Below are 24,129 nucleotides of genomic sequence, written 5' to 3'. Positions count from 1 at the left end.
GATGTTCATGCTGGCCATGCGCTCGATCAGGCACCGCCCGGGACGGTTCCTCGCGACGCTGCTGTCCGCGTTCCTGGGCGCGGCGATCATCATGACGTTCAACTCGATGCACGACACGGCCGGACAGGACGGCGTCGACTCCACCAGCGCGGAGACGCTGTCCACCGCTGCGGGCGTCGTCGGCGGCTACGGCACGCTGTTGGTCTTCTTCGCCGTCGCCTCGACGCTGACGGTCAACGTCCGTCAGCGCACGGCGGAGTTGGAGCTGCTGCGCTGTTCGGGGGCGACTCCGGCGCAGCTCAGGCGGATGGTCGTCGGTGAGGCCGTGGCCGTGGCCCTGGTGGGCGCGGCCCTGGCGATCGGTCCGGCGATGCTGGGCGGTCGGGCGCTGCTGGAGGTGTTCCAGGACAGCGGGCAGGTCGCCGGGTCCGTCGACCACTCCTTCGGCCCGATCGCGCTCGTCACGGGCATCGACATCACTCTGCTCGCCTCGGCGGGCGCCGCCTTCCTCGCCGTACGGCGTGCGACACGGGGGCAGCGACAGCGGGGCCGGGCACGGAAGTTCCTCGCGTACGGCGCCCTGCTCACCGGTACGGTCTCCGCCACCTCCACCTTCGCGTTCTCGGGGTCGGACGCGGCCCTGATGGCGCCGCCGGCCTATGGGGCGATCCTGCTGTCGGTGGGCTTCGCGCTGCTGGCGCCTCGGCTGCTGGAGGGTGTGCTGAACCGGCTGCCGCTGAACGGGGCGAGCGGCTGGCTGGCGGTACGGAATCTACGGGAGCGGGCGGCTCATCTGGCCGGGATCATGATGTCGCTGATCCTGTTCACGGCGGTGGCCACGGCCACGCTCACCATGCAGGCGGTGGAGAACGACACCGTCGAGGCCCTGGGCATCACCAAGTCGATCGACGACAAGACGCTCGAGACCCTCAACTTCACGGTCGTCGGCATCATCGTGGTCTTCGTCTGTGTGATGCTGGTCAACTCGCTGTACGCGGCGACCAGTTACCGCGCCCGTGAGTTCGGGCAGCAGCGCCTCGCCGGCGCGACGCCGGGCCAGGTGCTCGGGACGGTGGGTGTCGAGGGGCTGGTCCTCACGCTCACCGGTGTCTTCTTCGGTGCGCTGGCCGCGCTGGCCGGGATCGTCCCGTTCACCGTGGTCCGCAGCGACGGAGTGCTGCCGGGTGAGGTGTACGGCATCGGAGCGGCGGTCGTCGCGGTCGCGGCGGCGGTGACGCTGGGTACGAGCCTGGCGACCGCCCGGCGGATGCTGCGGACCCCGGCCGTGGGGGCGGTGGCGGTGGCTTCCTGAGCCGGACCATCGGAGGGGACGGTCGCTTCGGCGGCCGTCCCGCATTTTTCGCGGTGCCGGCCGGCTCCCGTCATTTCATGCCGGCCGCCTCCAGCAGCGTGGTCACCGTCGCCACGGTGAGTCCGTCCAGGGTCTCGACCCGGGCTCCCGCCCGCGCGCTGGCCCCGTCGAAGACCAGCATCAGCTGGCGGGCGAGCAGTTCCGGATCCCGTGCCCCGCCCTCCTCGGCGCGGGTGCGCAGGAACTCCTTCATCCATCCCTTCGCCCCGCCGGCGACCACACTCGCCGGGTGTTCCGGGTTTTTCAGCTCTACCAGCGCGGCGAGGTAGGGGCAGCCCTGGTAGGCGGGCTCGGCGGACACTTTCTCCAGCCGTTCGAAGACATGCAGGATCCGCTCGCGCGGCGTGGCATCACCCTGGGTGTCCGGCGCCAGCTGGGCCTCGTACGTCGGCAGCCGGCGGGCCAGGCTCGCCGCGAGGACCTCGTCCTTGCTCGTGAAGAGCTGGTACATGGACCGCTTCGAGACCCCGGCCGTCCGGCACAGCGTCTCGACGCCGACGGAGACGCCCTCGCGGTAGAAGAGCTCACCGGCCGCGTCGAGGAGCCGGTCCCTGGTGGACGCCTTGTCTGTGGTGGTCATACCCGCGAGGTTACCGCGTGGCGCGGTGAGAGGAAACCGATCGGTCTACCACCTTCCGATCCATGGAACCTCCGTGCCATCATCGGTGAACAAGCGCTTAGACATGCGTGTCCCGAACGCCCCGGCAGTCGCCGCCTCGCCGGCGGCCCCGACTGCCGCCGCCGAGCTGGAGGCCCCGTTGTTCACATCCGTCGACGACGTCTCCGCGCGCCTGGCCGAGACCGGCTATCTCGCCTCGCCCGCGGTCGCCACGACCGTCTTCCTCGCCGACCGCCTCGGCAAGCCGCTGCTGGTGGAGGGCCCGGCCGGGGTCGGCAAGACGGAGCTCGCCAAGGCCGTCGCCGAGGTCGCGCAGGCGCGGCTGGTACGGCTCCAGTGCTACGAGGGGGTCGACGAGTCCCGGGCGCTGTACGAGTGGAACCACGCCAAGCAGCTGCTGCGCATCAGCGCGGGCCGCGACGAGACGTGGGACGAGACGCGCACCGACATCTTCAGCGAGGAGTTCCTGCTCACCCGGCCCCTGCTGACGGCCATCCGGGGCGACGACCCCAAGGTGCTGCTGATCGACGAGACCGACAAGGCCGACGTCGAGGTGGAGGGCCTGCTGCTGGAGGTGCTCAGCGACTTCCAGGTCACGGTCCCCGAGCTGGGCACCATCACCGCGACGCGCCGCCCCTTCGTCGTCCTCACCTCCAACGCGAGCCGTGAGCTCTCGGAGGCGCTGCGCCGTCGCTGTCTGTTCCTGCACATCGGCTTCCCGGACGAGGAGCTGGAGCGCCGGATCGTACGGCTGAAGGTGCCGGGCCTGGACGAGGCCCTGGCCCGCTCGGTCGTCCGGGTCGTGGGCGCGCTGCGGGCGATGGACCTGCGCAAGGTGCCCTCGGTCGCCGAGACCATCGACTGGGCGCGCACCCTGCTCGCGCTCGGCGCCGACACACTGGACGAGAAGGTCGTACGGGACACCCTCGGCGTCCTCCTCAAGCACCAGGACGACGTCCTCAAGGCCGGCGCCAAACTCGACCTGGACGCCCTGTGACCACGCCCGTGGGCGTCGCGGAGCGGCTGACCTCCCTCGTCGGGGCGCTGCGTGCGCACGGTGTCCGGATCGGCACCGGCGAGACGGTGGACGCGGCGAACGCGGTCGAGGCGCTGGGCCTGGCGGACCGCGAGCTGATGCGCGAGGGACTCGCGGCGACGCTGTTGCACGGCCCGGGGCAACGCCAGGTGTTCGACCCGGTCTTCGACCTCTACTTCCCGCGCGGTGTGGGCGCCCCGCAGGAGAAGGCCGCGGGCCGCGACGACCTGCGCGACCGGCTGGCGGCCGCCCTGGCCGCCGACGACCTGGCGCTGATGGGGCGGCTGGCGGGCGAGGCGGTCGACGGGTTCGGCGGCTACGGTTCCTCGCCGGAGTCGGACGGCTGGTCGTCGTACCAGGCACTGGAGCGGCTCCGTCCGCAGACCCTGCTCGCCCGCGTCCGCAACGACATCCGTGGACAGGGCGGGAGCTCGGGGTTCGCGGACCGGCTGCTGGAGGACGAGATCCGGCGGCGGATCGAGACCTTCCGCGCGCTGGTGGCAGCCGAGGCGCGGCGCCGGGTCGCCGAGCGCAGAGGACGGGACGAGATCGCCCGGCGTGCGGTGACCCCGACCGCCGACCGGGTCGACTTCCTGTTCGCCGGGAAGGCCCAGCTCGCCGAGTTGCGCAGGGCCGTTCAGCCGCTGGCCCGCAAGCTGGCTACCCGGCTCGCGGCCCGGCGCCGCCGGGCCTCCCGGGGCACGATCGACCTGCGGCGGACGCTGCGCGGGTCGCTGTCGACGGGCGGGGTGCCGATGAAGCCCGTGCTGCGCAGACGGCGTCCCGTCCGTCCCGAACTGGTGCTGCTGTGCGATGTGTCGGGCTCGGTGTCCGGCTTCTCGGACTTCACCATGCTGCTGGTGCAGGCACTGCACGACCAGTTCAGCAAGGTGCGTGTGTTCGCCTTCGTCAACCGGATCGACGAGGTGACCGGGCTGCTCGAACGCGGCACCGCGGACCCGGAAGGGCTCAGCGCCCGCATAGAGGCCGAGGCCACGCTCACCGGCTATCACGGCAGCAGCGACTACGGCATGGCGCTGGGCGAGTTCGCCGAGCGGTACGTCGAGGCGGTCGGTCCGCGCACGACCGTGTTCGTCCTCGGTGACGCCCGCACGAACATGAGCGACCCGAATCTGCCCGCCGTACGGCAGATCGCCGAACGGGCGCGCCGCGTCTACTGGTTGAACCCGGAGCAGCACTCCAACTGGGGCACGGGCGACTCCGCCGCACCCGCCTACGCCGAGCTGGTCGAGATGCACGAGTGCCGCACCGCCCGGCAGCTCAGCGCACTGGTGGCACGGCTGCTGCCGGTGTGATCAGGCGGCGTCGAGCTGCGGGTAGAGGGCGCCGCCGTCGGACGACAGACCGGCCTTGACCTTCCGCGAGACGTCGTCGGCCAGGACCTCGAAGGCATTCGACGCGATCCCGTCGAGGGCCTGGGCCGCGACACTCTCGGCCGTGGACTTGGGAGCGTCGACTTGGGCGGCCAGGTCGGTGTCGACGTAACCGACATGCAGGCCGGTGACCTCGATGCCGCGCGGCTTCAGGTCCAGCCGCAGCGAGTTGGTCTGGGACCAGAAGGCGGCCTTGGACGCGCTGTAGGAGCCGGCGAGGCCGACCCACGACAGCACGGAGTGGACGTTGAGGATGTGGCCGCCGCCGTTGCGCTCGATGACGGGGGCGAAGGCCCGGGTGACCAGCAGCGGTCCGTAGAAGTTGGTCTCGAATTCGCGGCGGACGTCCTCCACGGGCGAGTCGAGGAAGTTCGCGTTCACGTAGGCACCCGCGTTGTTGATCAGCAGGGTGACGTCCTGCGCCTGCTCGACGGCCGCGGCGACGGACGCGGGGTCGGTCACCTCCAGTGCGAGCGGCACGGCGTCGGGGTGCGTGACGGTGCGCGGATCGCGGGCGGTGGCGTACACCTTCTTCGCGCCTCGCTCGTACAGGGCCGCGACCAGGGCACGGCCGATGCCGCGGCTGCCGCCGGTGACCAGGGCCACGGAACCTTCGATGGCGGTCATGGGACTCTCCCTCGCAATTCGCCACGTCGGAAACCGATCGGTTTCCACATCCGTAAGCATAAACCGATCGGTTTCCTCAGGGCAAGGGGAGGGCCCGACCCTGGCGAAAATCAGGGTTCGTCCCCGATGGCCGTCACGAGGTGGATTTCCTACGCTCGGCGGGAGCGGAGGGGGATCCCATGAAGGCAGTGGTTCAGGATCGGTACGGCTCGGCGGACGTCCTGGAGTTCAGGGACATCGACAGGCCGGTGCCGGCGGCCGACGAGGTGCTGGTGCGGGTGCACGCGGCCTCGGTGAACGCGTACGACTGGCACCTCATGCACGGCGACCCGGTGATCGGCCGCACCATGATGGGGTTCCGCAGGCCCAAGGCGCCCGTGCGGGGCCGGGACTTCGCGGGCGTGGTGGAGGCGTTGGGCTCCGGCGTCACCGGGCTCAAGCCCGGCGACGAGGTGTACGGCGAGGCCGACGGCGCGTTCGCGGAGTACGTGTGCGCACGGGACAGCGAGGTCGGCCCGAAGCCGGCCAACCTCACCTTCGAGCAGGCGGCGGCGATACCGCTGGCGGGGAACACCGCCCTGATCGGCCTGCGCGACGTGGCCCGGGTGCAGCCGGGCCAGACACTTCTGGTCAACGGCGCGTCGGGCGGCGTGGGCACCTTCGCGGTGCAGCTCGGCAAGGCGTACGGCGCCGAGGTCACGGCGGTGTGCAGCACGAGGAACGTGGACATGGTCCGCTCACTCGGCGCGGACCGGGTCGTCGACTACACCCAGGAGGCCTTCACCAGGGGCGGCACACGGTACGACGTGGTGCTGGACCTGGTGGGCAACCACTCGCTCGGGGAGTTCCGGCGCGTACTGACGCCCACCGGGACGCTCGTCCTGTCCGGTGGCGGGGTGTACGAGGGCGGGAGCGTGGTCGGTCCGATGGGGCTCTTCATCAAGCGGCGGCTGGCGGCGCCCTTCTCACGCCACCAGCGACTGCTCGAAATATCGGCGCGGCAGAGCCGGGCGAACCTCGCGGCACTGCGGGAGCTGGCCGAGTCCGGGAGGATCGCCCCGGTCGTCGAGCGGACGTATCCGCTGAGCGAGGCGGCCGAGGCCATCCGGTACCTGGAGGTGGAGCACGCGCGCGCCAAGGTCGTCGTCACCGTGTGACGTGCCGGGTCGGGCGGGGCGCTACTTCTTCGCGTACTCCCTCGCCGTCTGCCCCTGGAAGTCGTAGACGATGACCTGCTCGTCGCCCACGACCCAGGCGTCGTGCCCGGGAGAGCAGACGAAGACGTCGCCGGGGCCGACCTCGCTCTCACCGCCGTCGTCCATGCGGATGTGCATTCGCCCCTGGACCATGTAGCAGTTGTGGTGCATCTGGCAGGTCTCGGTTCCGGCGAGCGGGGCCACGGACTCCGTCCAGCGCCAGCCGGGCTCGAAGGTCGCCACGGCGAAGTCGAGGTCCGTCATGTGGAGGGCTTCGAGGTGGCCGCGGGGGAAATCACGTCGTTCGTCAGGCTTGTCGAGCGTCTTCACTTCCAGCATGACGCGCTCCCTTCCGGCCGCGCCTCACCGCGGCCGGAGCCGGTCTCCCCGGCGGCCCTGGACACCGTCGTCGGCGGCCGGCCTTTTACCCCTCAATCGTCCGCCCGTCCATCCGGGGCTGCCAACCGGGGCGCACCTCTTCAAGCCGGGCTCACCCGCTCAGCGCCGGCTCCCGCAGAGCTCGGCGAATCGCTCGGCGTCGACGTTGCCACCCGAGACGATCACTCCGACCCGGTGCGGCAGCGCACCCGCGCGGCCGGTGAGCAGGGCGGCCAGCGGGGTGGCACCGCTCGGCTCGACCACGATCTTCAGACGCTCGAAGGCGAATCGCATCGCGTCCCGGATCTCGTCGTCGCTGACGAGCGCGATCTCGTCGACGAGCCGCCGGTTCACGGAGAAGGTCAGCTCCCCCGGTGTGTGCAGGGCCTGCCCGTCGGCGATGGTGCGCGGCACGGGGATGCTGATGCGCCGCCCCGCCTCCAGGGAGCGCTTGGTGTCGTCCCCTGCCTCCGGTTCGACGCCGATCATGCGAATGCCCGGGTGCAGCCCCTTGGCCACGGTGGCACTGCCGGCCATGAGCCCACCACCGCCGACCGGTGTCAGCAGCGCGTCCAACTCCCCCACTTCTTCTAGGAGTTCGAGAGCCGCAGTGCCCTGACCGGCCATGATGTGCGGGTGCTCGTACGGCGGGATGACGGCGAGTCCGCGCTCGGCGGCGAGGGCCTCGGCGATGGCGACACGGTCGCCGGTGTAGCGGTCGTACGTGACGATCTCGGCGCCGTAGCCCTCGGTCGCCGCCCGCTTCGACGGCGGGGCGTCCTCGGGCATGACGATCACTGCCGTGGTGCCGAGTTCCCGGGCGGCCAGGGCGACGGCCTGGGCGTGGTTCCCGGACGAGTAGGCGGCGATGCCCCGGCCGAGCTGCTCCGGGGTCAGACGTGACGCCGCGTTGTAGGCGCCGCGGAACTTGAAGGCGCCGACGCGCTGGAAGTTCTCGCACTTGAGGAAGACCTCGGCGCCCACGAGCTCGTCGAGGGTGCGCGAGCGCAGCACCGGGGTGCGGTGCGCGACGCCCTTGAGCCGCGCGGCGGCGTCACGGACGTCGTCGAGGGTGACCGGTGGGGTGGTGGTCGTCACGCGTGTCCTCCTGATGGTGTCTTGTCGGTCGCGGCCCGGTCCGTCGCCGCGCTCCCCGTCGTCCCGGCCTCGGCGCGCGCCTGCGACAGATAGCTGTAGGCGGACGCGCGCGAGATGCCGAGCCGTGCCGCGACCTGTTCGATCGCGCGTCGCACGGCGAACACGCCCCGCTCGTCCAGGCCTCGGAACAGCTCCAGGCGCTCGGCCCGGCCCAGACCCGCCCAGCTCCCGTTCTGCCGGAGCCGATGGGCGTCGAGGATGGCGTCGACGACGGAGTCGATGTCATTGCCGAAGGTGGTGACCGGTACGTCGGCCGTAGGACCGCCGATGCCGGCGAGGGCGCCGAGCAGGGCCTGCGCGTCGCTCACGGCGGTGACGTCGAGATTGACGCAGAGGGCGCCGAACACGGTGCCCGTGGAGTCCCGCAGCACCATCGTGGAGGCCTTGACCAGCTTGCCGCCCCGGGTCCGGGTGACGTAGTTCAGCTCGTCGCCCGCCCCGTCGCCGCGCGCGACGATTCGCATGCCGATCTCGCTCATCGCCCCGCCCACGGCCCGTCCGGTCACCGAACCGGCCACGGCGACCACGGACTCCTCGGGCTGCCGGTAGTCGTGCAGGACCACCTCGCACATCGACCCGAACGTCGCCACGAGCCCCTCGACGACCGGCGTCAGCGCGGCGACGATCGCGTCCCGCTCCGCCTCCAGAGCCCGCTCGCCCGTCATCGCAGGCTCCTCCCGTCCGACCTCGGCACCCCGTCCATTGAACCGATATCTAGACTACCCGTCCAAACTCTGTACGGACAGTCCAGCTCTGCAGGACGGACGACCCTCCCACCCGTCACCGACGCGCCCCGGAGCAGGGCAGTGAAAAGCCCTTGACGAGCCGCGCGATGTTACCGGTAACATCGCTCGGCATGACGCTGACGTCGGCACCTTCGCACCCACGGGTCTTCAGTCCCGCCGCAGTGGTCGCCTCCTGCCTGGGCTTCGTGCTCATGGGCGTCCTCCAGGCCCTGTACGGCCCGGCGATTCCCGCCTTCCGGGAGGAGTTCGGGCTGTCGCCGTCCGCCGCCGGTCTCGGGCTCAGCGCGCACTTCGTGGGCGGGGTGGCGGGTGTACTGGTCTTCGACCGGCTCTACGGCCGGGTCGGCAACCGGCGGATCCTCGGCGCGTCGTATCTCCTGATGGCCGTAGGCGCGGCCGGCTTCGCGCTTGCCCCGACCTGGCCGACCGCTCTCGCCGTGTCAGTGCTCGCCGGGTTCGGTGTCGGCGGTATCGACTACTGCCTCAACCAGTTGTTCGCCGTCGGCTTCGGCACCCGCTCGACGGCCATGCTCAACATCCTCCACGCCCATTTCGGCATCGGCGCGATTCTCGGCCCGGCCCTGATCGGCGCGGTCGGCTCCGCGCACTACCCTGCGGTGTTCCTGGGCTTCGCGCTGGCCAACCTGCCGCTGCTGCTGTGCCTGCGCGGCGTACGAGACCGGGCGCCCCAGCCGGCCGACGCGGCCACCGAGTCACCCGGCGGCGCGGTCCTCACCCGCGGCCTCGGCTCCGTACTCGCGTTGTTCGTCACCCTCTACGTCCTGCACGTCGGCATCGAGGCCGGCGTCGGCGGCTGGGAGCCGACGCACCTGGAAATTGTCGGCTACTCGGCCGGGGCCGCCGCGACCGCCACGTCCGCGTACTGGCTGATGATGACCGTCGGCCGCTTCCTGGTCGCGCCGATCGCGCTGCGCTTCTCCCCGCAGTCCATCATCGCCGTCTCGTGCGCGGGCATGACGGTCTGCCTTCTGCTCGCCTCGGTTCCCGGAGCGGCCCCGTACGCCTACGCCGGTGTGGGGCTCTTCATCGCGCCCCTCTTTCCCACCGGTCTGCCCTGGCTGCATCAGGCCGCCCCACGGGCCCGTCGGGCGGGTGCCCTCGTCATCGCCGCCTCGCTCATCGGCGGTGTGGTGGCGGGCCCGGCACTCGGCAAGGCCATCGAGTGGTCCGGCATCCGCAGCGTCCCCCTCATCCTGGCCACCGTATCGGCCCTGTGCCTGGCCGCGACCTTGTGGCTGATCCGCGTCACCCGGCCCGCTGATCCCGGCCACGCCCCGCCCGACCCCCGCTGACCCATGCCCCGTACGTCCGAAGCACCGCACCACTCTCTCGACGACACTCCCGAATTCTCGAAGCGAAGGGAAGCTTCCGCATGTCCGCTCTGACGACGTCCGCCGACGGTTTCCTGTTGCACGGCGACCCGCTGCGGATCATCTCCGGCGCGATGCACTACTTCCGGATCCATCCCGACCAATGGGCGGACCGGCTGCGCAAAGCGCGGCTGATGGGGCTCAACACGGTGGAGACGTACCTCCCGTGGAACCTCCACCAGCCCGACCCCGACGGACCACTCGTCCTCGACGGCTTCCTCGACCTCGCCCGCTACCTCCGGCTCGCCCAGGCCGAGGGCCTGCACGTCCTGCTGCGTCCGGGTCCGTTCATCTGCGCCGAGTGGGACAACGGCGGTCTGCCCGCGTGGCTCGTCGCGGACCCCGGCATCCGGCTGCGCTCCAGCGACCCGCGCTTCACCGGGGCGTTCGACCGCTACCTCGACGCACTGCTGCCCGAACTGCTGCCGTACACGGCCGCGGCCGGCGGCCCGGTGATCGCCGTACAGGTGGAGAACGAGTACGGGGCCTACGGCGACGACACGGCGTACATGCAGCACCTCGAACAGGCCTTCAGGACCAGGGGCGTGGAGGAGCTCCTCTTCACCTGCGACCAGGCCGCCCCCGAGCATCTGGCCGCCGGCTCCCTTCCGGGTGTCCTGGCGACCGCCACCTTCGGCAGCCGGGTCGATCAGAACCTGGCCGAGCTGCGCAGGCACCAGCCCGAAGGCCCCCTGATGTGCGCGGAGTTCTGGATCGGCTGGTTCGACCACTGGGGCGGTCCGCATCATGTGCGGGACGCGGCCGACGCCGCCGCCGACCTGGACCGTCTGCTGACCGCGGGCGCCTCGGTCAACATCTACATGTTCCACGGCGGCACCAACTTCGGCTTCACCAACGGCGCCAACCACAAACACGCCTACGAGCCCACCATCACGTCGTACGACTACGACGCCGCTCTCTCCGAGTGCGGCGACCCCGGCCCCAAGTACCACGCCTTCCGCGAGGTCATCGCCCGGCACGCGACCGTGCCCGAGGGGGCCGCCCCGGCGCCGGCTCTCAAACTCCCGCCCATCACAGTGGAGTTGAGCCGCCGGGCACCGCTGCTGACGCATGTGAAGGCGCTCGCCGAGCCCGTCCGCACCGAGCACCCGGCGACGATGAACGACCTGGGTCTGCACACCGGTTACGCGCTCTACCGCACGGCCTTCGACGCGGCGGGCGACGGACTGCTGCACTTCGCCGGCGGTGTCGGCGACCGCGCCCAGGTCTTCGTGGACGGCGCCCCCGTCGGCGTACTGGAACGCGAACGCCATGACGAGACGCTGCCCGTCCGCGTCCCGCACCCCGGGGCCATGCTGGAGGTCCTCGTCGAGAACATGGGCGGCGTCAACTACGGTCCCCGCATCGGCGCCCCCAAGGGCCTCCTCGGCCCCGTCACCTTCGACGGCAGCCCCCTGCGCGACTGGCAGTGCCACCCCCTCCCCCTGGACGACCTGAGCACGGTGCCGTTCGCAACGTCGGACGCGCTCACGGCCACCGAACCCGCCTTCCACCACGGCACGTTCGAGATCGACACTCCTGCCGACACCTTCCTCGCACTGCCCGGCTGGACCAAGGGCCAGGCCTGGATCAACGGCTTCCACCTGGGCCGCTACTGGAACAGGGGCCCGCAGCGCACCCTCTACGTCCCCGCGCCGATCCTGCGCCCCGGCACCAACGACCTGGTCCTGCTGGAACTGCACGCCACGACCGGCACCCGCGCCCGGCTCACCGACGCCCCCGACCTCGGCCCGGAGACCGACTGATGCCCCGCCCCCGCCACCTGCGCGGCCCCACACCCGCCACTCCCCCGCCGACCGGCGCCTCCCTGCCTATGCTGGGGTCCTGCCGGGGCAGAACCCCGCCCCCGTGACGATGTCGAGGAAACAGCGACCATGACCCGAAGCTCCGCCGACGGCGCCGCTCCGCGAGGGCGCAGCAGACGGAACTTCGCGGGCTCGCGTCCCGTGATGGACGACGTCGCCCGGCTGGCCGGTGTGTCCAAGCAGACCGTCTCCCGTGTCCTCAACGACCATCCGTCGGTTCGGGCCGAGACCCGCGAGACGGTCCTGGACGCCATGCGGACGCTGGGCTACCGGCCGAGCCGCAGTGCCCGGTCGCTGGCCAGCGGGCGGACCCGGATGGTCGGCGTGATCTCCTTCGACGCCGCCCGATACGGTCCCGCCAGCATCCTGACCGCGATCAACACCGCCGCCCAGGAGGCCGGTTACCTGCTGAGCTCGATCGCGCTGGACACGGCCGAGCCCGACACGGTCGTCGAGGCGGTGAACCGGCTGTCGGCCGAGGGCGCGGACGGGGTGATCGCCATCGCCCCGCAGCTGTGGGTGGGCAAGGCCCTGGCGGACACCCGCCTCGACACCCCGCTGGTGGTGCTGGAGAACGGTCTCGACGCCGACACCCAGCAGGTCACCGGTGACTCCCGGGCCGGGGCCCGCAAGGCCGTCGGGCATCTGCTGGGTCTGGGCCATCGCACGGTGTGGCACATCGCGGGCCCGACCGGCTGGACCTCGGCCGATCACCGGCTGGGCAGTTGGCAGACCTGTCTGGAGGCGGCGGGAGCCGAGGTGCCGGCCCCGCTGACCGGCGACTGGAGTGCCGACTCCGGCTACGAGCTCGGGCGGCATCTGGCCCGGCGCCCGGACGTCACGGCCGTGTTCGCCTCCAACGACCAGATGGCCCTCGGTCTGCTGCACGCCCTGCACGAGGCCGGCCGGTCGGTACCCGGTGACGTCAGTGTCGTGGGTTACGACGACATCCCCGAGGCCGCGCACTTCCTGCCGCCGCTGACCACCGTGCGCACGGACTTCGCCGAGATCGGCACGCGTTCGCTGCGTCTGCTGCTGGACCGGCTCGACGGCTCCGAGGGACCGTCCCGGGCCGACTCACTGGTCCCCGTCGACCTCGTGATCCGCCGCAGCAGCGGCCCGGCGCCCCGCCGCTGACCGCCCGTCCCCGCTACGGCCGGAAGTCATCTGTGGGCGCAGGCGCCCCGTTGATGGAACGGCACATCGCCGCTTCGATGACCCCCTGGCCGGGCGGCGTTCCGCTCCCGGCCCAGCGACCGAGGGGGGTTTGGGAGACCGTGCGTCACCCCAGAAGAGACGGAAGAGTCAGAGGCGGCGGCAGAACACAACTGAGCGGATTACCGGGTGCGGCGGCGCTGTTGAGCGTCGCCGCACTCGTCGTCCCGGCGCTGCCGGCCCACGCCGCGACTCGGACGACGCCACCGGCGGCCGGCCCGGCCGAGGTGATCCCGGGGCGGGAGACGGACACCCCGGCACTGGTGCGGGGCATCCGGGAGCAGGCGCCCGCCGGGGGCAGCGCGGCGGCCGCGGCCCGCGCCTATCTGGACGGCAGGCAGAGCCGGTACCGGATCGCGGACCCCGAGCGCGATCTGGTGCCCGCCGGGACCACCGCCGCCGACGGCCGCGAGACGGTCCGGCTCCAGCAGCGGCATCGGGGCGTGCCCGTCCTGGGCGGCAGTACGTCGTCCGCATGGAAGGCGGGGACGGCGAGCGCGTCGTGACGGGCACCTCGGGCAAGTACTTCACCGGGCTCAGCACCGGCACGACGCCCGAGGTCGGCGAGGCGCTCGCCGTCGAGCGTGCCGTGAACGCCGTACTCACGGAGCTCGGCGACGGGTACTTCTCCTCGACGCAGCCGGGTGAGGAGGAGTCCTCGCCGGCAGGCACCGCGCGTGGGTTGGTCGTCCTGCCCATCGGGGCGGGCGTCCTGACCCGGCACGTCACCGTGCACGGCAGCGGCCCGGCGGGCGGTGAACCCGTGCGCCGCGAGGTCTACATCGACGCACGCGCCGGATATCCGGTCCTTCAGTACAGCGCTATCAAGACGTTCGGCACACCGCCCGCGACAACCGCACGGTCGACGCCGGGCAGCGCCTCGCGGCAGGCGCACGCCGCCGAGCAGGGCAGCGGCGTCAGGCTCGACGGCACGACGGTCGGCCTCGCCGTCGAGCACGACGCCGACCGCGGCCTGTACGTGCTGCGCGACCGCTCCCGAATACCCTCCGACCAGGCCCTGTCGACCTGGGACGCACGCGGCAAGTGGTACACCGACGTGGCGGGGCCGTGGCCCGAGGGACTCCAGGAGTTCGGCTCGCCGACCCCCGCGTTCGGCGGCGAGGCCACCGACTCGGGCGCCGTGGACGCCCACTGGGCCGCCGGAAAGGTCTACGACTACTTCAAGGACAAGCACGGCCGCAACAGCCTCGACGGCCGCGGCATGAGCGTCAACTCGCTGGTGGGCGTGACCGATTACGGGCAGCCGTACGTCAACGCCTTCTGGGACGGCCAGAAGATGGTGTACGGCAGTGGGGACGCCGAGTACCGTCCACTCTCCGCGGCCATGGACGTCGTGGGCCACGAGATGACGCACGGCGTGATCGAGCACACCGCGAACCTCGTCTACGCCGGCCAGTCCGGCGCCCTGAACGAGGCCGTCGCCGACTACTTCGGCAACGCCATCGAGGCGGATGTGTACGGCATCCCGGCGACGGACCCCGACTCGGGTCTGCTGGGCGAGCGGCTGTGCCGGACCAAGTCTCCCCGCGAGTGCGCGCTGCGCGACCTGGCCGACGGACGGACCACGGCGAAGTCGTTCCTCGGCCTCGGCTTCGCCACCGACAACGGCGGCGTCCACCTCAACTCGACCATCTTCGGCGGCGCGCTGTGGGACGCCCGTGAGGATCTGGGCGCCGAGGTGATGGACAGGATCGTCTATCGGGCGCTGACCGAGTACATGACTCCGCTCGACGGCTTCACCGAGGCGCGGGCCGCCGTGCTCGCGGCCGCCGGGGACCTCAGGATCCCGGCCGCCGGGCAGCGGGCGCTGCAGCGGGCCTTCACGGCTCACGGCATCGTGCCGGGCTGGGAGTCGGCCCTCGGCGTGGACTCCGACCTCCTCCTCGACCGGGTCAACACCAGCGGGACGGACCTGGGTGCGGGCGGCGGCTGGTGGGCGGCGTCCAAGTCCGACGAGACGGGCTCGGAGCCGTACTCGGTGTGGGCCGGCCGCGCCGACGGCGAGGGCCCGCTGAGGCTGATGAGCCCCAACGACGGCCGTTTCCACGTCAATCCGGCCACGGACGGAAAGACGGTGGTGTGGCAGGCGTACGGCGCCGACGGCGTCGACGTCCTGGCCAGACCGCTCGCGGGCGGCCCCGTGAAGAAGCTCTGGCACGGCCGCACCCCCGGCAGCTCGGTGGACGTCGACGGCGACCTCGTGGCCTTCGACCATGTGACGTACGGCGGGCGCCGGGCGGTGGCCCATCTGAGCATCAAGGACCCGGCGAACGTGGAGACGATCGGCGGCGGCACCTACCACCGGGCCTGGGCCCCGTCGGTGAGCGACGGCAAGGTCGCCTACCAGGAGCGGCGGCGGGTGCGTGCCGAGTACGCGGTCGGAACGCGGGTCGTCGACGTCGCGACCGGCGAGAACAGGCAGATCCAAGCGGCGACGGACGGCACTGACCTCGGTCCGACGGCCATCAATGGCACGCACGTCTTCTGGCTGCTCGACGACGACGCGACGAACGGGACGACCACCCTGCGCCGGGCCGCGCTCGACGGCTCCGGCGTGGTCGACCTCAGCCCGGAGACCGGGCCGGGCGCGCTGAACGCCTACGCCCTGACGGCGTCCGAGGACACGGTGACGGTCGGCGCCTACCTCCCGGACACCGAGATCCGCAACGAATCCCTGCCCAAGCTGCACCAGTTCGCGGCGAACGGCTCGCCCGACGCCCCCGGCACCCGCAAGGGCCGTGTCTCCTGCAACCGCGGCGAGCAGTCGTCGGCGGCCGCGGTCGCGGGCGGCCAGGTGGTGTGGCTGGACTCGACGACCGGCATCACCCAGGTGGTGACCCGCACCCGGCCGGCGGGCCGCTGCGGCTGACGCCGAGCAGCGGAGCGACAGGGGCCGCCGGCCGCACGGTGTCCTCACGTGCGGCCGACGGCCCCTGCCTCATGAGCCGCCGGTGCCGTCGGCTGCCGCCCGGTCCCAGGCCGTGTCCCTGAGCAGCCGCAGCCCGTTGAGGCCGACCAGGACGGTGGAGCCCTCGTGGCCCGCGACGCCGAGCGGCAGCGGCAGCGTGCCGAACAGGTCCCAGACGACGAGTCCGGCGATGAACACGCCGGCGATGACGAGGTTCTGCACGACCAGTCTCCGGGCGCGCCGGGCGAGGGCCACGGTCGTGGGGACGGCGGCGAGTTCGTCGCGGACGACGACCGCGTCGGCAGTCTCGAGGGCGAGGTCGGAGCCCGCCCGTCCCATGGCGACGCCGATGTGGGCGGCGGCCAGCGCGGGCGCGTCGTTGACGCCGTCCCCGACGACCATGACCTGGTGGCCCGCTCCCTCCAACTCCCTGACGGCGCCCAGCTTGTCCTGCGGCAGCAGCCCGGCGCGCACGTCCTCGATGCCCGCCTGGGCGGCCAGGTGGGCGGCGGCCCGGGAGTTGTCGCCGGTGAGCAGGGCCGGTGTCGTACCGGTGAGTGCGGTGAGGGCCGCGACGGTGGCGGCCGCGTCGGGGCGGAGCCGGTCCGCGATACCGAGCACCGCTGCGGGGCCGCCGTCGACGATGACGAGGACGGCGGTACGGCCGCACTCCTCGAGTTCCTCGACCAGTGCCACGACCGCGCCGTCGGGGTCGGCGAGCAGCCGGGCGGGGGTGCCGACCTCGACCGTACGGCCCTCGACGACGGCCTTGACGCCGGTGCCGGGCGCGGACGTGAAGTCCCGCGCGGCGGGCAGGTCGAGGCGTCGTTCACGAGCGGCCTCCACCACTGCCCGCGCCAGCGGGTGTTCACTGGGGTGCTCGGCCGCCGCGGCGAGCCTCAGCAACTCGTCCTCGTCCAGGCTGCATTCGGGCACCGGCCGTACATCGACGACTCGTGGCGTGCCCTCGGTGAGCGTGCCGGTCTTGTCCAGTGCCACGGTGTCCACCTGGCCCAGGCGCTCCATCACCACGGCCGACTTCACCAGCACACCGTGCCGGCCGGCGTTGGCGATGGCCGAGAGCAGGGGCGGCATGGTGGCCAGGACCACCGCACACGGCGAGGCCACGATCATGAAGGTCATGGCGCGCAGCAGCGCTTCGGAGAACTCCTGACCGAACGCGAGCGGCACGCCGAACACGGCGAGGGTCGCGGCGACCATGCCCAGCGAGTAGCGCTGTTCGACCTTTTCGATGAACAGCTGGGTGGGCGCCTTGGTCTCGGAGGCCTCCTCCACCATTCTCACGATCCGGGCGATCACGGAATCGGAGGCGTCGCGTTCGACCCGGACGCGCAGTGCGCCGGTGCCGTTGAGGGTGCCCGCGAAGACCTCGTCGCCCGGCTCCTTGACCGCCGGGAGCGGTTCGCCGGTGATGCTCGCCTGGTCCACCTCACCGGTTCCGTCCAGCACCCGCCCGTCGGCCCCGACTCGCTCGCCGGGCCGTACGAGGATGGCGTCGCCGACTGTCAACTCCTCTACCGCGACGGCCTGTTCACGGCCGTCGGCGGCGATTCGGGTGGCCGTGGCGGGGGCCAGGTCGAGCAGACCGCGCACCGAGTCGGCGGTACGGGCGGTGGCGAGCGCCTCCAGCGCGCCCGAGGTCGCGAAGATGACGATCAGCAGGGCGCCGTCCATGACCTGCCCGATGGAGGCGGCGCCGAGCGCGGCGACGACCATCAGCAGATCGACGTCGAGCGTCCTGTCCCTGAGCGCCTTGAGCCCCGCCCAGCCCGGCTCCCAGCCACCCGTGACGTACGCCAGTGCATAGAGCGGGCCCCAGGTCCAGGCGGGCGCTCCGGTCAGCTGGAGGGGCAGCGCGAGCAGGAACAGCGCGGTGGCCGCGCCGGCCCAGCGGACCTCCGGCAGCGCGAGCAGCCGGGTGCGCCGCCGGGGTACGGCTGTGGCGCGCGCGGACGCCGCATGGGCGGCCGAAGGTGGGGTGAGCGTGGCAGTCATGCCACCACCATAGAGGAACAAATGAAGACTCATTCATGTCTTCATGTCAGCTCCGAGTCATGTCATGCGGTGGCTCGCACTCCCCAACCGCCGGGCCCGGTGGCCGCCCATTCGTCGGCACACGAGATAGATCCCGAACGAGATCGTGGTGACGTAGGGGCTGATGGGGATGGAGCCGCCGAGGGCCAGCAGGATGCCGCCCTCGATGGAGACCACCGCGAACGCCACGCTCAGAACGGGCAGCAGTACCGGTGACGCGGTGATCCGGGCCGCCGCGGCGGCCGGCGTGACGACCAGGGTGAGGACAAGCAGCGCGCCGACGATCTGCACGGACAGGGCGACCGCCAGACCCAGCACGATCATGAAGGCGAACGACAGCGCGCGCACCGGCACTCCCCGCGCCTCGGCCACCTCCGGGTCGGCGCCGGCGAAGGCGAGCGGCCGCCACATGACGGCGAGCGCGACCAGCACCACGGCCGACGTGCCGAGCAGCCAGGCCATCTGCGGGGTGTCGACGGCGACGATCTGCCCGGTGAGCAGGCCGAACTTGTTCGCCGCCCGGCCCTTGTACAGCGCGAGGAACAGCACTCCGAGGCCGAGCCCGAAGGGCATGATGACCCCGATCACCGAGTTGCGGTCCCGGGCGCGCGAGCCGAGCAGCCCGATCGCCCCGGACGCGATCAGCGAGCCGACGATCGAGCCGGCGACGATGTTCACGCCCAGCAGCAGCGCGGCCGAGGCTCCGGCGAACGACAGCTCGCTGATCCCGTGCACCGCGAAGGGCAGGTCGCGCATGACCACGAACACCCCCACCAGGCCGCCGACCAGGCCGAGCGCGGCCCCGGCGATGAGCGAGTTGCGGAAGAGCGCGAGCAGTTCGCCGTAGTCGTCGAAGTGGAAGATCTGCTGCCAGATCCCCTGGGCGATGGTCATGGCCGTACCCCGTGCGGCAGTTCGGGATGATGCGGCGGCCGCGCCACCTCGTCGGGTGCGCCCACGACGACGACGCGGTCGCGGACACGGACGACGTCGACCTGCGTGCCGTACAGCCGCGAGAGCGCCTCGGAGGTCAGTACCTCGTCGGGTGTGCCGACCCGATGGCCGCCGCGGGCGAGGTACAGCACGCGGTCCACGAGGCCCAGCACGGGGTTGATCTCGTGGGTTACGAAGACCACCGCCGTGCCGTGGGAGCGGCGCCTCGCGTCGACCAGTTCGGTGACGGCACGCTGGTGGTGCAGATCGAGGGAGAGCAGCGGTTCGTCGCAGAGCAGGATCCGCGGGTCGGTCGCCAGCGCCTGCCCGATGCGCACACGCTGCCGTTCGCCACCGGAGAGCAGGCCTACGGGTACGTCCGCGTAGGCGGTGGCGCCGACCGAGGCGAGGACTTCGTCGACGCGGTGGCGTACGGCACCTGCACACAGCCTGGGTCCGAAGCCGTGCCCGTCGATGCCGAAGCGGACCAGATCCCGGGCGCGCACCATCGCCTGGGCGGACAGCGTCGCCTGCTGGGGGACGTAGCCGATGTGCCGGCTGCCGTTGCGGGGCGGGCGGCCCAGGACCGTCAGCGTTCCGCCGGACAGTTGCCGTTGCCCCAGCAGGGCACGCACAAAGCTGGTCTTGCCCGCTCCGTTGGGCCCGAGCACGGCCAGGAACTCGCCCGGCCGCACATCGAGATCGAGGTTCCGCCACACCACGCGCTCGCCATAGGACAGGGCGGCCGCACGCATGCTGATCAGCGGGGTGTCCATGCCGTGGCCCGGCACGTCGTGGCCGCTCACTTGGCCAGCGCGCTCGCGAGCGCGTCGACGTTGGCGCTCATCCAGCCGAGGTAGTCCTTGCCCTTGGGAAGGGTCTCGGTCACGGGAACCACGGGAATTCCCGCGGACTTGGCCGCCTGCTCCACCTTCTCGGTCTCCGGGCCCGAGGTCTGCTCGTTGTAGACCAGCGCCCCGACCTTGTTCCCGGTGAACAGCGCGAGCGTGTCCTGGAGGGTCCTCGGGGAGACGTCGTCACCTTCCTCGACGGCCTCGCTGAACTCCCCGGGCGTCGCGTTCCGCAGCCCACTGGCCTCGATCATGTACAGCGGCACGGGCTCGGTGATGGCCACCGCCGCGCCGCCGTGATCGGCCTTGATCCGGGCTTCCTTCCGCTCCAGCGGCTCGAGCTTCCGGGCGAAGTCCTTGGCGTTTGCGGTGAAGACGGCGGCGGCGTCCGGGTCGACCTTGCCGAGGGCGGCGGCAATCCGGTCGGCGAGCTTGGCGGCCGTCGGGAAGTCGTACCAGACGTGCTCGTTGAGTTCCCCGCCCGCCGGTGCCGTCTTCCCGGAGACCTTGACGGCGTTGATCACCTCGGGGGACGAGCCGCCGCTCTTCAGCATGCGGTCGATGAAGTCGTCGTAGCCGCCGCCGTTCTCGATGACGACCTTCGCCTTGGACAGGGCCAGTTGGTTGTGGGTGTTGGCCTCGTAGGAGTGCGGGTCCTGGTCGGGGTCGCTGATGATCGAGGTGACCTCGACCTTGTCGCCGCCTATTCGCCCGACCAGGTCCCCGTAGACGTTCGTCGAGGCCACGACGGGGATGACGGAGGCCGCGGCGGGGCGGCCCTGCGAGGCACCCTTGCCGCCGCCGGTGTCGGACGAACTGCCGCAGCCCGCCAGGAGGATCAGGCAGGCGGCGCCGGCTGTCAGCGGGACGAGAGATCGGGGCGTGGGCGCGGGCATGGGGTACCTCCGAGCAAGGCGAATGGATCCGCCGAGCTCCATGCGTCCCGGCTTCGCGCCCACGCTAGATGAAAACGGATGTCAAAACCGCTGCGAAGCGATCCCCGGCGGCAACCCTTACCGAGAACTCACCTATGCCGTGGTCAGGGCGCGGGAACCTCGTCCAGGAGCTGGGGGCCGTTGTTGCTGACGCTGTTGACCGCGGGCGAGACGGGGCGGGCGTCCAGGTGGCCGTCCGCGGGCTGGACGAGCAGGGCGCGCAGTTCGTCGGTCGACTGGTGATGCGGGTCGAGCCAGGCATCGTAGTGCTCGGGGGTGAGGGCGAGCGGCATGCGGGGGTGGATGCGACCCGCCGCATCGGTGGCATCGGTGGTGATGATCGTGCAGGTCAGCACCCAGGCGGCGGGGTCGTCGTCATCCTTGACCGCCGGGTCGCGCCAGAACTCGTACAGGCCGGCGAGGGCCAGGACCTGCCCGTCCTCGGGATGGATGAAGTAGGGCTGCTTGCGGACCTTGCCCGACGTCCGGTCCTCGACCCGGTCCCACTCGTAGAAGCCGTCGGCGGGCAGCAGGCAGCGGCGCTTGACGAACGCGCGGCGGAAGGCGGGCTTCTCGTGCACGGTCTCGACCCGTGCGTTGATCAGCCTCGCCCCGATCTTCACGTCCTTCGCCCAGGAGGGCACCAGCCCCCACCGCAGCGGCCGCAGCCGGCGCCGGACCGGGGCATCCTCGTCGGCGCCTCGCGGCCTGCGCTCCAGCACCGCCCACACCTCGTCGGTCGGGGCCACGTTCCAGCTGGGCGCCAGGGTTTCCTCCGGATGCCACTCGGGGACCTGGAACAGCTGGGCCAGGTCCTCGGGGCTGCGGGTGGAGGCATAGCGGCCGCACATACGGCCACTGTGCCATGGGGTGGTGCGTCGGTCCTGGCGAGGTGGTCGGCGGGGTGACGCAGGGGGGTCGGGTCCGGTTGGGTCCGGCTCGCTGTGCACCGCCGCCGTCTCGAGGACGGGTCGTCGCCAGGGGCATCGGGGGCACCCGGCAGGGGCTCTTACGTCGCGTCGTCGCGGCGAAGGGTGACGGCACGAGAAGCCCCATCAACGGTTACGCGACATCGGCCCGCGGGGTCAGCGCCGCAGGGTGGGCCTGCTCGACGCGGTCACGGCGGGTGTACATGTCCCAGTAGTGCTCGGCGAGTTCGTCGGGGTGCACGACGGGGAAGTCGATGCCCGCGCCCAGGACTTCGTCCTCGACACCGGCGGACGACTCGACCCGCTCGGCCGCCTCGCTTCCGGTGATCATGGCGCCGATGGTGAGGGTGCCGGCATAGACGCCCTTGTCGGCGAGTTCGCCGTTCAGGGCGTACAGGTAGTTGCGGGCGGCCGACATCGCCGGGCCCGGTCCACTGAGGTGAGGCATAGGACGCATCGCCGTGAGGCCGGTGGTCATCAGAAGCGCGCCGTCACCGCGCTCGGTCATCTCGGGCAGCACCGCGCGGAACACCTCGACGGGAGTGAGCAGGAGCAGCCGGGAGTACGCCTCCAGGGTGGCCGCGTCCAGCTCGGCCGCCGGCGAGAAGGCCACGTCGCCTGCGATCGGCCCGTACTCGACGACATCGATCCGGCCGAAGTGGTCACGGATGGCGTCCACCAGGGCGGGCACCCCGGCCGGGTCGGACAGGTCGGCCGGGAAGGCGGCGGCCTCGATGCCCTCGTCGGCGAGGCGTGCCACGAGGCTGTCGAGCCGGTCCTTGCGGCGGGCGACCAGAGCGACCCGGAATCCTTCCCGGCCGAAGCGACGGGCGACGGACACACCGAGACCGGTACCGGCACCGAGGACGGCGATCACTTTGGACATGGGGTTCTCCTTGCCGCAGAGTTATCTTGACCCATAGGTCAATTTCTGAGGTCGACCCTAACACGCAACTTGACCCCACGGTCAAGTTAGGTGACGGCCGGTGGATGCGACCATGGACGCCGAACGGGCGACGAGGAGGAACACCGGATGCGGGCCGACGCGCAACGCAACGCGGAGAAGCTGCGCACGGCGGCAGCCGAGCTCTTCCGCGAACGCGGACTCCAGGCGCCGCTGAAGGAGATCGCCCGCCGCGCCGGAGTGAGCCACGGCACCCTCTACAACCTGTTCGGCAGCCGCGAGGCGCTGATCGACGAGGTCGTCACCGACCTGGCCGCCGTCCGGCTCGACGAGGTCGCCCAGGAAGCCCTGGCGCGGGACGACGCCTGGGACGGATTCGCGTACTACGTCGAAAAGCTCTGCGAGCTGCAGGTCACCGACCCCGCCATCGGCGACGTGGTCGCCGGCCGCTACCCGAACGCCGGTCGCCTGATGGCGGTCTGCGGGCGGGCCCAGGACGCCGCCACACGCATCATCGAGCGGGCCCACCGGGACGGCGCCCTGCGCCCCGACTTCACCGGCGAAGACCTGGTCTTCGTCTTCGCCACCAATGCCGTGCTGTCCCGGGCCGTCAAGGACATCGCCCCCGACGCCTGGCGCCGAGGCGTCGCCTTCATGCTCGACGGCCTGCGCACCGAGGCCGCCCATCCACTCCCGACACCTCCTTTGACCCCGCAGCAGTTGTACGCGGTCATGGGCAGGGTCGCCGACGCGACGTGACGCCCCTCCGGCGTCGTCGGTCCCTCACCTGACCAGGAAGATCGTCGGTAGCCCTGCTGACCGCGCACGAGATGGCCTTCCTCGCCGGCTCCGACGCACGCTATGTGACGGGTGATCAGATCCCGGTGGACGGCGGCCTCGGCGCCACGAGCGGGCAGCCTCGCGTCGCCTTGTGACGTGGCGAGGCGGGGCGGGCGGGCTGCCGGGGTCGCTCTCGAGGAGGTGCCTGAGCGAGCCTCGGCCGTCGAGAAGGGCAGATCGGGGATGCCGAGCACTGACGATCCGCGGAAAACGGCCTAACTCCCCGCCGCCACGGCAGCCCTGAACTCCTCCAGCGATTCCCGCATCGACTGCGCCAGGGTGCGTTCCTCGGCCGCCGCGATCCACCGCTCGAAGCCGACCTTGAAGACGGCGACCCCGGCCTCGGCGGTCAGGCTCGCGGCCGGCTCCCCCACGCCGCGCAGCCTCAGGGCATCGGCCAGTGCGGCCGACAGTGAAGCGAGCTTGATCAGCTCGCGCTCCTGCAGTTCGGCGTTCGCCACGATGACGGCCTGTCGTCGCCGAGAGTGCTCGATGCGGTCGACGAACACCATGCCGACCGCAGCAAGCCCCGCTGCCACCGCGTCGATCGGCACCGCGGACTCCGGAGCCTCGGCGACGGCGTTCACGAACAGGTCCTGCAGCGCGCCGGAGCCGTCGAACAGCACCTCCCGCTTGTCGGCGTAGTGCCGGAAGTAGGTCCGCTCGGTGAGTCCGGCCCGTCCGGCGATCTCCGCCACGGTCGTCTGTTCGTAGCCGCGCTCGCTGTAGAGGTCCAACGCGGCTTTCGCCAGGCGTTCCCGCGCGTTCGGCTCCCATCTGCCCATGCGCAGATCC

General features: G+C 71.6%; 20 protein-coding genes and 1 pseudogene. 9 read left to right on the top strand and 12 right to left on the bottom strand.

Going from position 1 to position 24,129, the window contains the following annotated elements; translation table 11 throughout:
- Position 1: 1 nt before the first annotated feature.
- Entirely contained in the window at positions 2-1,312 is a 1,311-nt protein-coding gene (locus ACFQ6S_RS03225; RefSeq protein ID WP_383402654.1) for an FtsX-like permease family protein, read from the top strand.
- Positions 1,313-1,382: 70 nt separating this feature from the next.
- Here ACFQ6S_RS03225 and ACFQ6S_RS03220 read toward each other — a convergent pair whose 3' ends face one another.
- Positions 1,383-1,952: a TetR/AcrR family transcriptional regulator gene (locus ACFQ6S_RS03220; protein ID WP_383402651.1), complete on the bottom strand. Its 570-nt coding sequence runs from the start codon at positions 1,950-1,952 to the stop codon at positions 1,383-1,385.
- Between the two features lie 178 nt (positions 1,953-2,130).
- Here ACFQ6S_RS03220 and ACFQ6S_RS03215 point away from each other — a divergent pair, with 178 nt between their 5' ends.
- Positions 2,131-2,988, top strand: coding sequence for an AAA family ATPase (locus ACFQ6S_RS03215; protein WP_383404292.1), 858 nt, complete (start codon positions 2,131-2,133; stop codon positions 2,986-2,988).
- Positions 2,985-4,343, top strand: a complete 1,359-nt coding sequence (locus tag ACFQ6S_RS03210) for a VWA domain-containing protein (protein ID WP_383402648.1) — start codon at positions 2,985-2,987, stop codon at positions 4,341-4,343. The genes ACFQ6S_RS03215 and ACFQ6S_RS03210 overlap by 4 nt, the downstream gene beginning before the upstream one ends.
- On the opposite strand, the gene ACFQ6S_RS03205 is transcribed toward ACFQ6S_RS03210, so the two are convergent.
- Positions 4,344-5,048: an SDR family oxidoreductase gene (locus ACFQ6S_RS03205; protein WP_383402646.1), complete on the bottom strand. Its 705-nt coding sequence runs from the start codon at positions 5,046-5,048 to the stop codon at positions 4,344-4,346.
- Positions 5,049-5,227: 179 nt separating this feature from the next.
- Here ACFQ6S_RS03205 and ACFQ6S_RS03200 point away from each other — a divergent pair, with 179 nt between their 5' ends.
- Positions 5,228-6,205 (top strand): NAD(P)-dependent alcohol dehydrogenase, encoded by a 978-nt coding sequence (locus ACFQ6S_RS03200; protein ID WP_383402644.1) that lies wholly within the window; start codon positions 5,228-5,230, stop codon positions 6,203-6,205.
- Between the two features lie 21 nt (positions 6,206-6,226).
- On the opposite strand, the gene ACFQ6S_RS03195 is transcribed toward ACFQ6S_RS03200, so the two are convergent.
- The 3 genes from ACFQ6S_RS03195 to ACFQ6S_RS03185 all read right to left on the bottom strand — a co-directional run bounded on the left by ACFQ6S_RS03195 (position 6,227) and on the right by ACFQ6S_RS03185 (position 8,445).
- Positions 6,227-6,583, bottom strand: a complete 357-nt coding sequence (locus ACFQ6S_RS03195; RefSeq protein ID WP_383402642.1) for a cupin domain-containing protein — start codon at positions 6,581-6,583, stop codon at positions 6,227-6,229.
- Positions 6,584-6,742: 159 nt separating this feature from the next.
- Positions 6,743-7,720, bottom strand: coding sequence for a threo-3-hydroxy-L-aspartate ammonia-lyase (locus ACFQ6S_RS03190; protein WP_383402639.1), 978 nt, complete (start codon positions 7,718-7,720; stop codon positions 6,743-6,745).
- Positions 7,717-8,445, bottom strand: a complete 729-nt coding sequence (locus ACFQ6S_RS03185; protein WP_383402637.1) for a transcriptional regulator — start codon at positions 8,443-8,445, stop codon at positions 7,717-7,719. Before ACFQ6S_RS03185 ends, ACFQ6S_RS03190 begins: the two co-directional genes overlap by 4 nt.
- Before the next feature lie 191 nt (positions 8,446-8,636).
- On the opposite strand from ACFQ6S_RS03185, the gene ACFQ6S_RS03180 reads away from it, so the two are divergent.
- The 4 genes and pseudogenes from ACFQ6S_RS03180 (at position 8,637) to ACFQ6S_RS03165 (ending at position 15,848) form a co-directional block, all read left to right on the top strand.
- Positions 8,637-9,839 carry an MFS transporter gene (locus ACFQ6S_RS03180; RefSeq protein ID WP_383402634.1) on the top strand — a complete coding sequence of 401 codons (1,203 nt, stop codon included), beginning with the start codon at positions 8,637-8,639 and terminating at the stop codon, positions 9,837-9,839.
- 80 nt (positions 9,840-9,919) lie between these two features.
- A complete protein-coding gene (locus ACFQ6S_RS03175; RefSeq protein WP_383402631.1) occupies positions 9,920-11,683 on the top strand; it encodes a glycoside hydrolase family 35 protein in 1,764 nt (587 codons plus the stop codon).
- 129 nt (positions 11,684-11,812) lie between these two features.
- Positions 11,813-12,880 (top strand): LacI family DNA-binding transcriptional regulator, encoded by a 1,068-nt coding sequence (locus ACFQ6S_RS03170; RefSeq protein WP_383402628.1) that lies wholly within the window; start codon positions 11,813-11,815, stop codon positions 12,878-12,880.
- A 191-nt stretch (positions 12,881-13,071) separates the two neighbouring features.
- Positions 13,072-15,848: pseudogene (locus ACFQ6S_RS03165) on the top strand (M4 family metallopeptidase).
- 69 nt (positions 15,849-15,917) lie between these two features.
- On the opposite strand, the gene ACFQ6S_RS03160 reads toward ACFQ6S_RS03165, so the two are convergent.
- The 6 genes from ACFQ6S_RS03160 to ACFQ6S_RS03135 form a co-directional block, all read right to left on the bottom strand.
- Positions 15,918-17,903, bottom strand: coding sequence for a heavy metal translocating P-type ATPase (locus tag ACFQ6S_RS03160; protein ID WP_383402626.1), 1,986 nt, complete (start codon positions 17,901-17,903; stop codon positions 15,918-15,920).
- Between the two features lie 57 nt (positions 17,904-17,960).
- Positions 17,961-18,836: a metal ABC transporter permease gene (locus ACFQ6S_RS03155; protein ID WP_383402623.1), complete on the bottom strand. Its 876-nt coding sequence runs from the start codon at positions 18,834-18,836 to the stop codon at positions 17,961-17,963.
- Positions 18,833-19,651, bottom strand: a complete 819-nt coding sequence (locus tag ACFQ6S_RS03150; protein WP_383404290.1) for a metal ABC transporter ATP-binding protein — start codon at positions 19,649-19,651, stop codon at positions 18,833-18,835. Before ACFQ6S_RS03150 ends, ACFQ6S_RS03155 begins: the two co-directional genes overlap by 4 nt.
- 26 nt (positions 19,652-19,677) lie before the next feature.
- On the bottom strand, positions 19,678-20,622 hold the full coding sequence (locus ACFQ6S_RS03145) for a metal ABC transporter solute-binding protein, Zn/Mn family (protein WP_383402620.1): 945 nt from the start codon (positions 20,620-20,622) through the stop codon (positions 19,678-19,680).
- Positions 20,623-20,765: 143 nt separating this feature from the next.
- Positions 20,766-21,512: an SOS response-associated peptidase gene (locus ACFQ6S_RS03140; protein ID WP_383402618.1), complete on the bottom strand. Its 747-nt coding sequence runs from the start codon at positions 21,510-21,512 to the stop codon at positions 20,766-20,768.
- A gap of 211 nt (positions 21,513-21,723) precedes the next feature.
- Positions 21,724-22,476 (bottom strand): SDR family NAD(P)-dependent oxidoreductase, encoded by a 753-nt coding sequence (locus ACFQ6S_RS03135; protein WP_383402615.1) that lies wholly within the window; start codon positions 22,474-22,476, stop codon positions 21,724-21,726.
- Positions 22,477-22,623: 147 nt separating this feature from the next.
- Here ACFQ6S_RS03135 and ACFQ6S_RS03130 point away from each other — a divergent pair, with 147 nt between their 5' ends.
- A complete protein-coding gene (locus ACFQ6S_RS03130; RefSeq protein WP_383402612.1) occupies positions 22,624-23,253 on the top strand; it encodes a TetR/AcrR family transcriptional regulator in 630 nt (209 codons plus the stop codon).
- Between the two features lie 296 nt (positions 23,254-23,549).
- On the opposite strand, the gene ACFQ6S_RS03125 is transcribed toward ACFQ6S_RS03130, so the two are convergent.
- Positions 23,550-24,119, bottom strand: a complete 570-nt coding sequence (locus ACFQ6S_RS03125; protein ID WP_383402610.1) for a TetR/AcrR family transcriptional regulator — start codon at positions 24,117-24,119, stop codon at positions 23,550-23,552.
- Between the last annotated feature and the right edge of the window lie 10 nt (positions 24,120-24,129).

This window comes from Streptomyces sp. NPDC056479, from assembly GCF_042795335.1.
Classification (GTDB): domain Bacteria; phylum Actinomycetota; class Actinomycetes; order Streptomycetales; family Streptomycetaceae; genus Streptomyces.
This window is presented reverse-complemented; position numbering and strand designations above follow the sequence as displayed.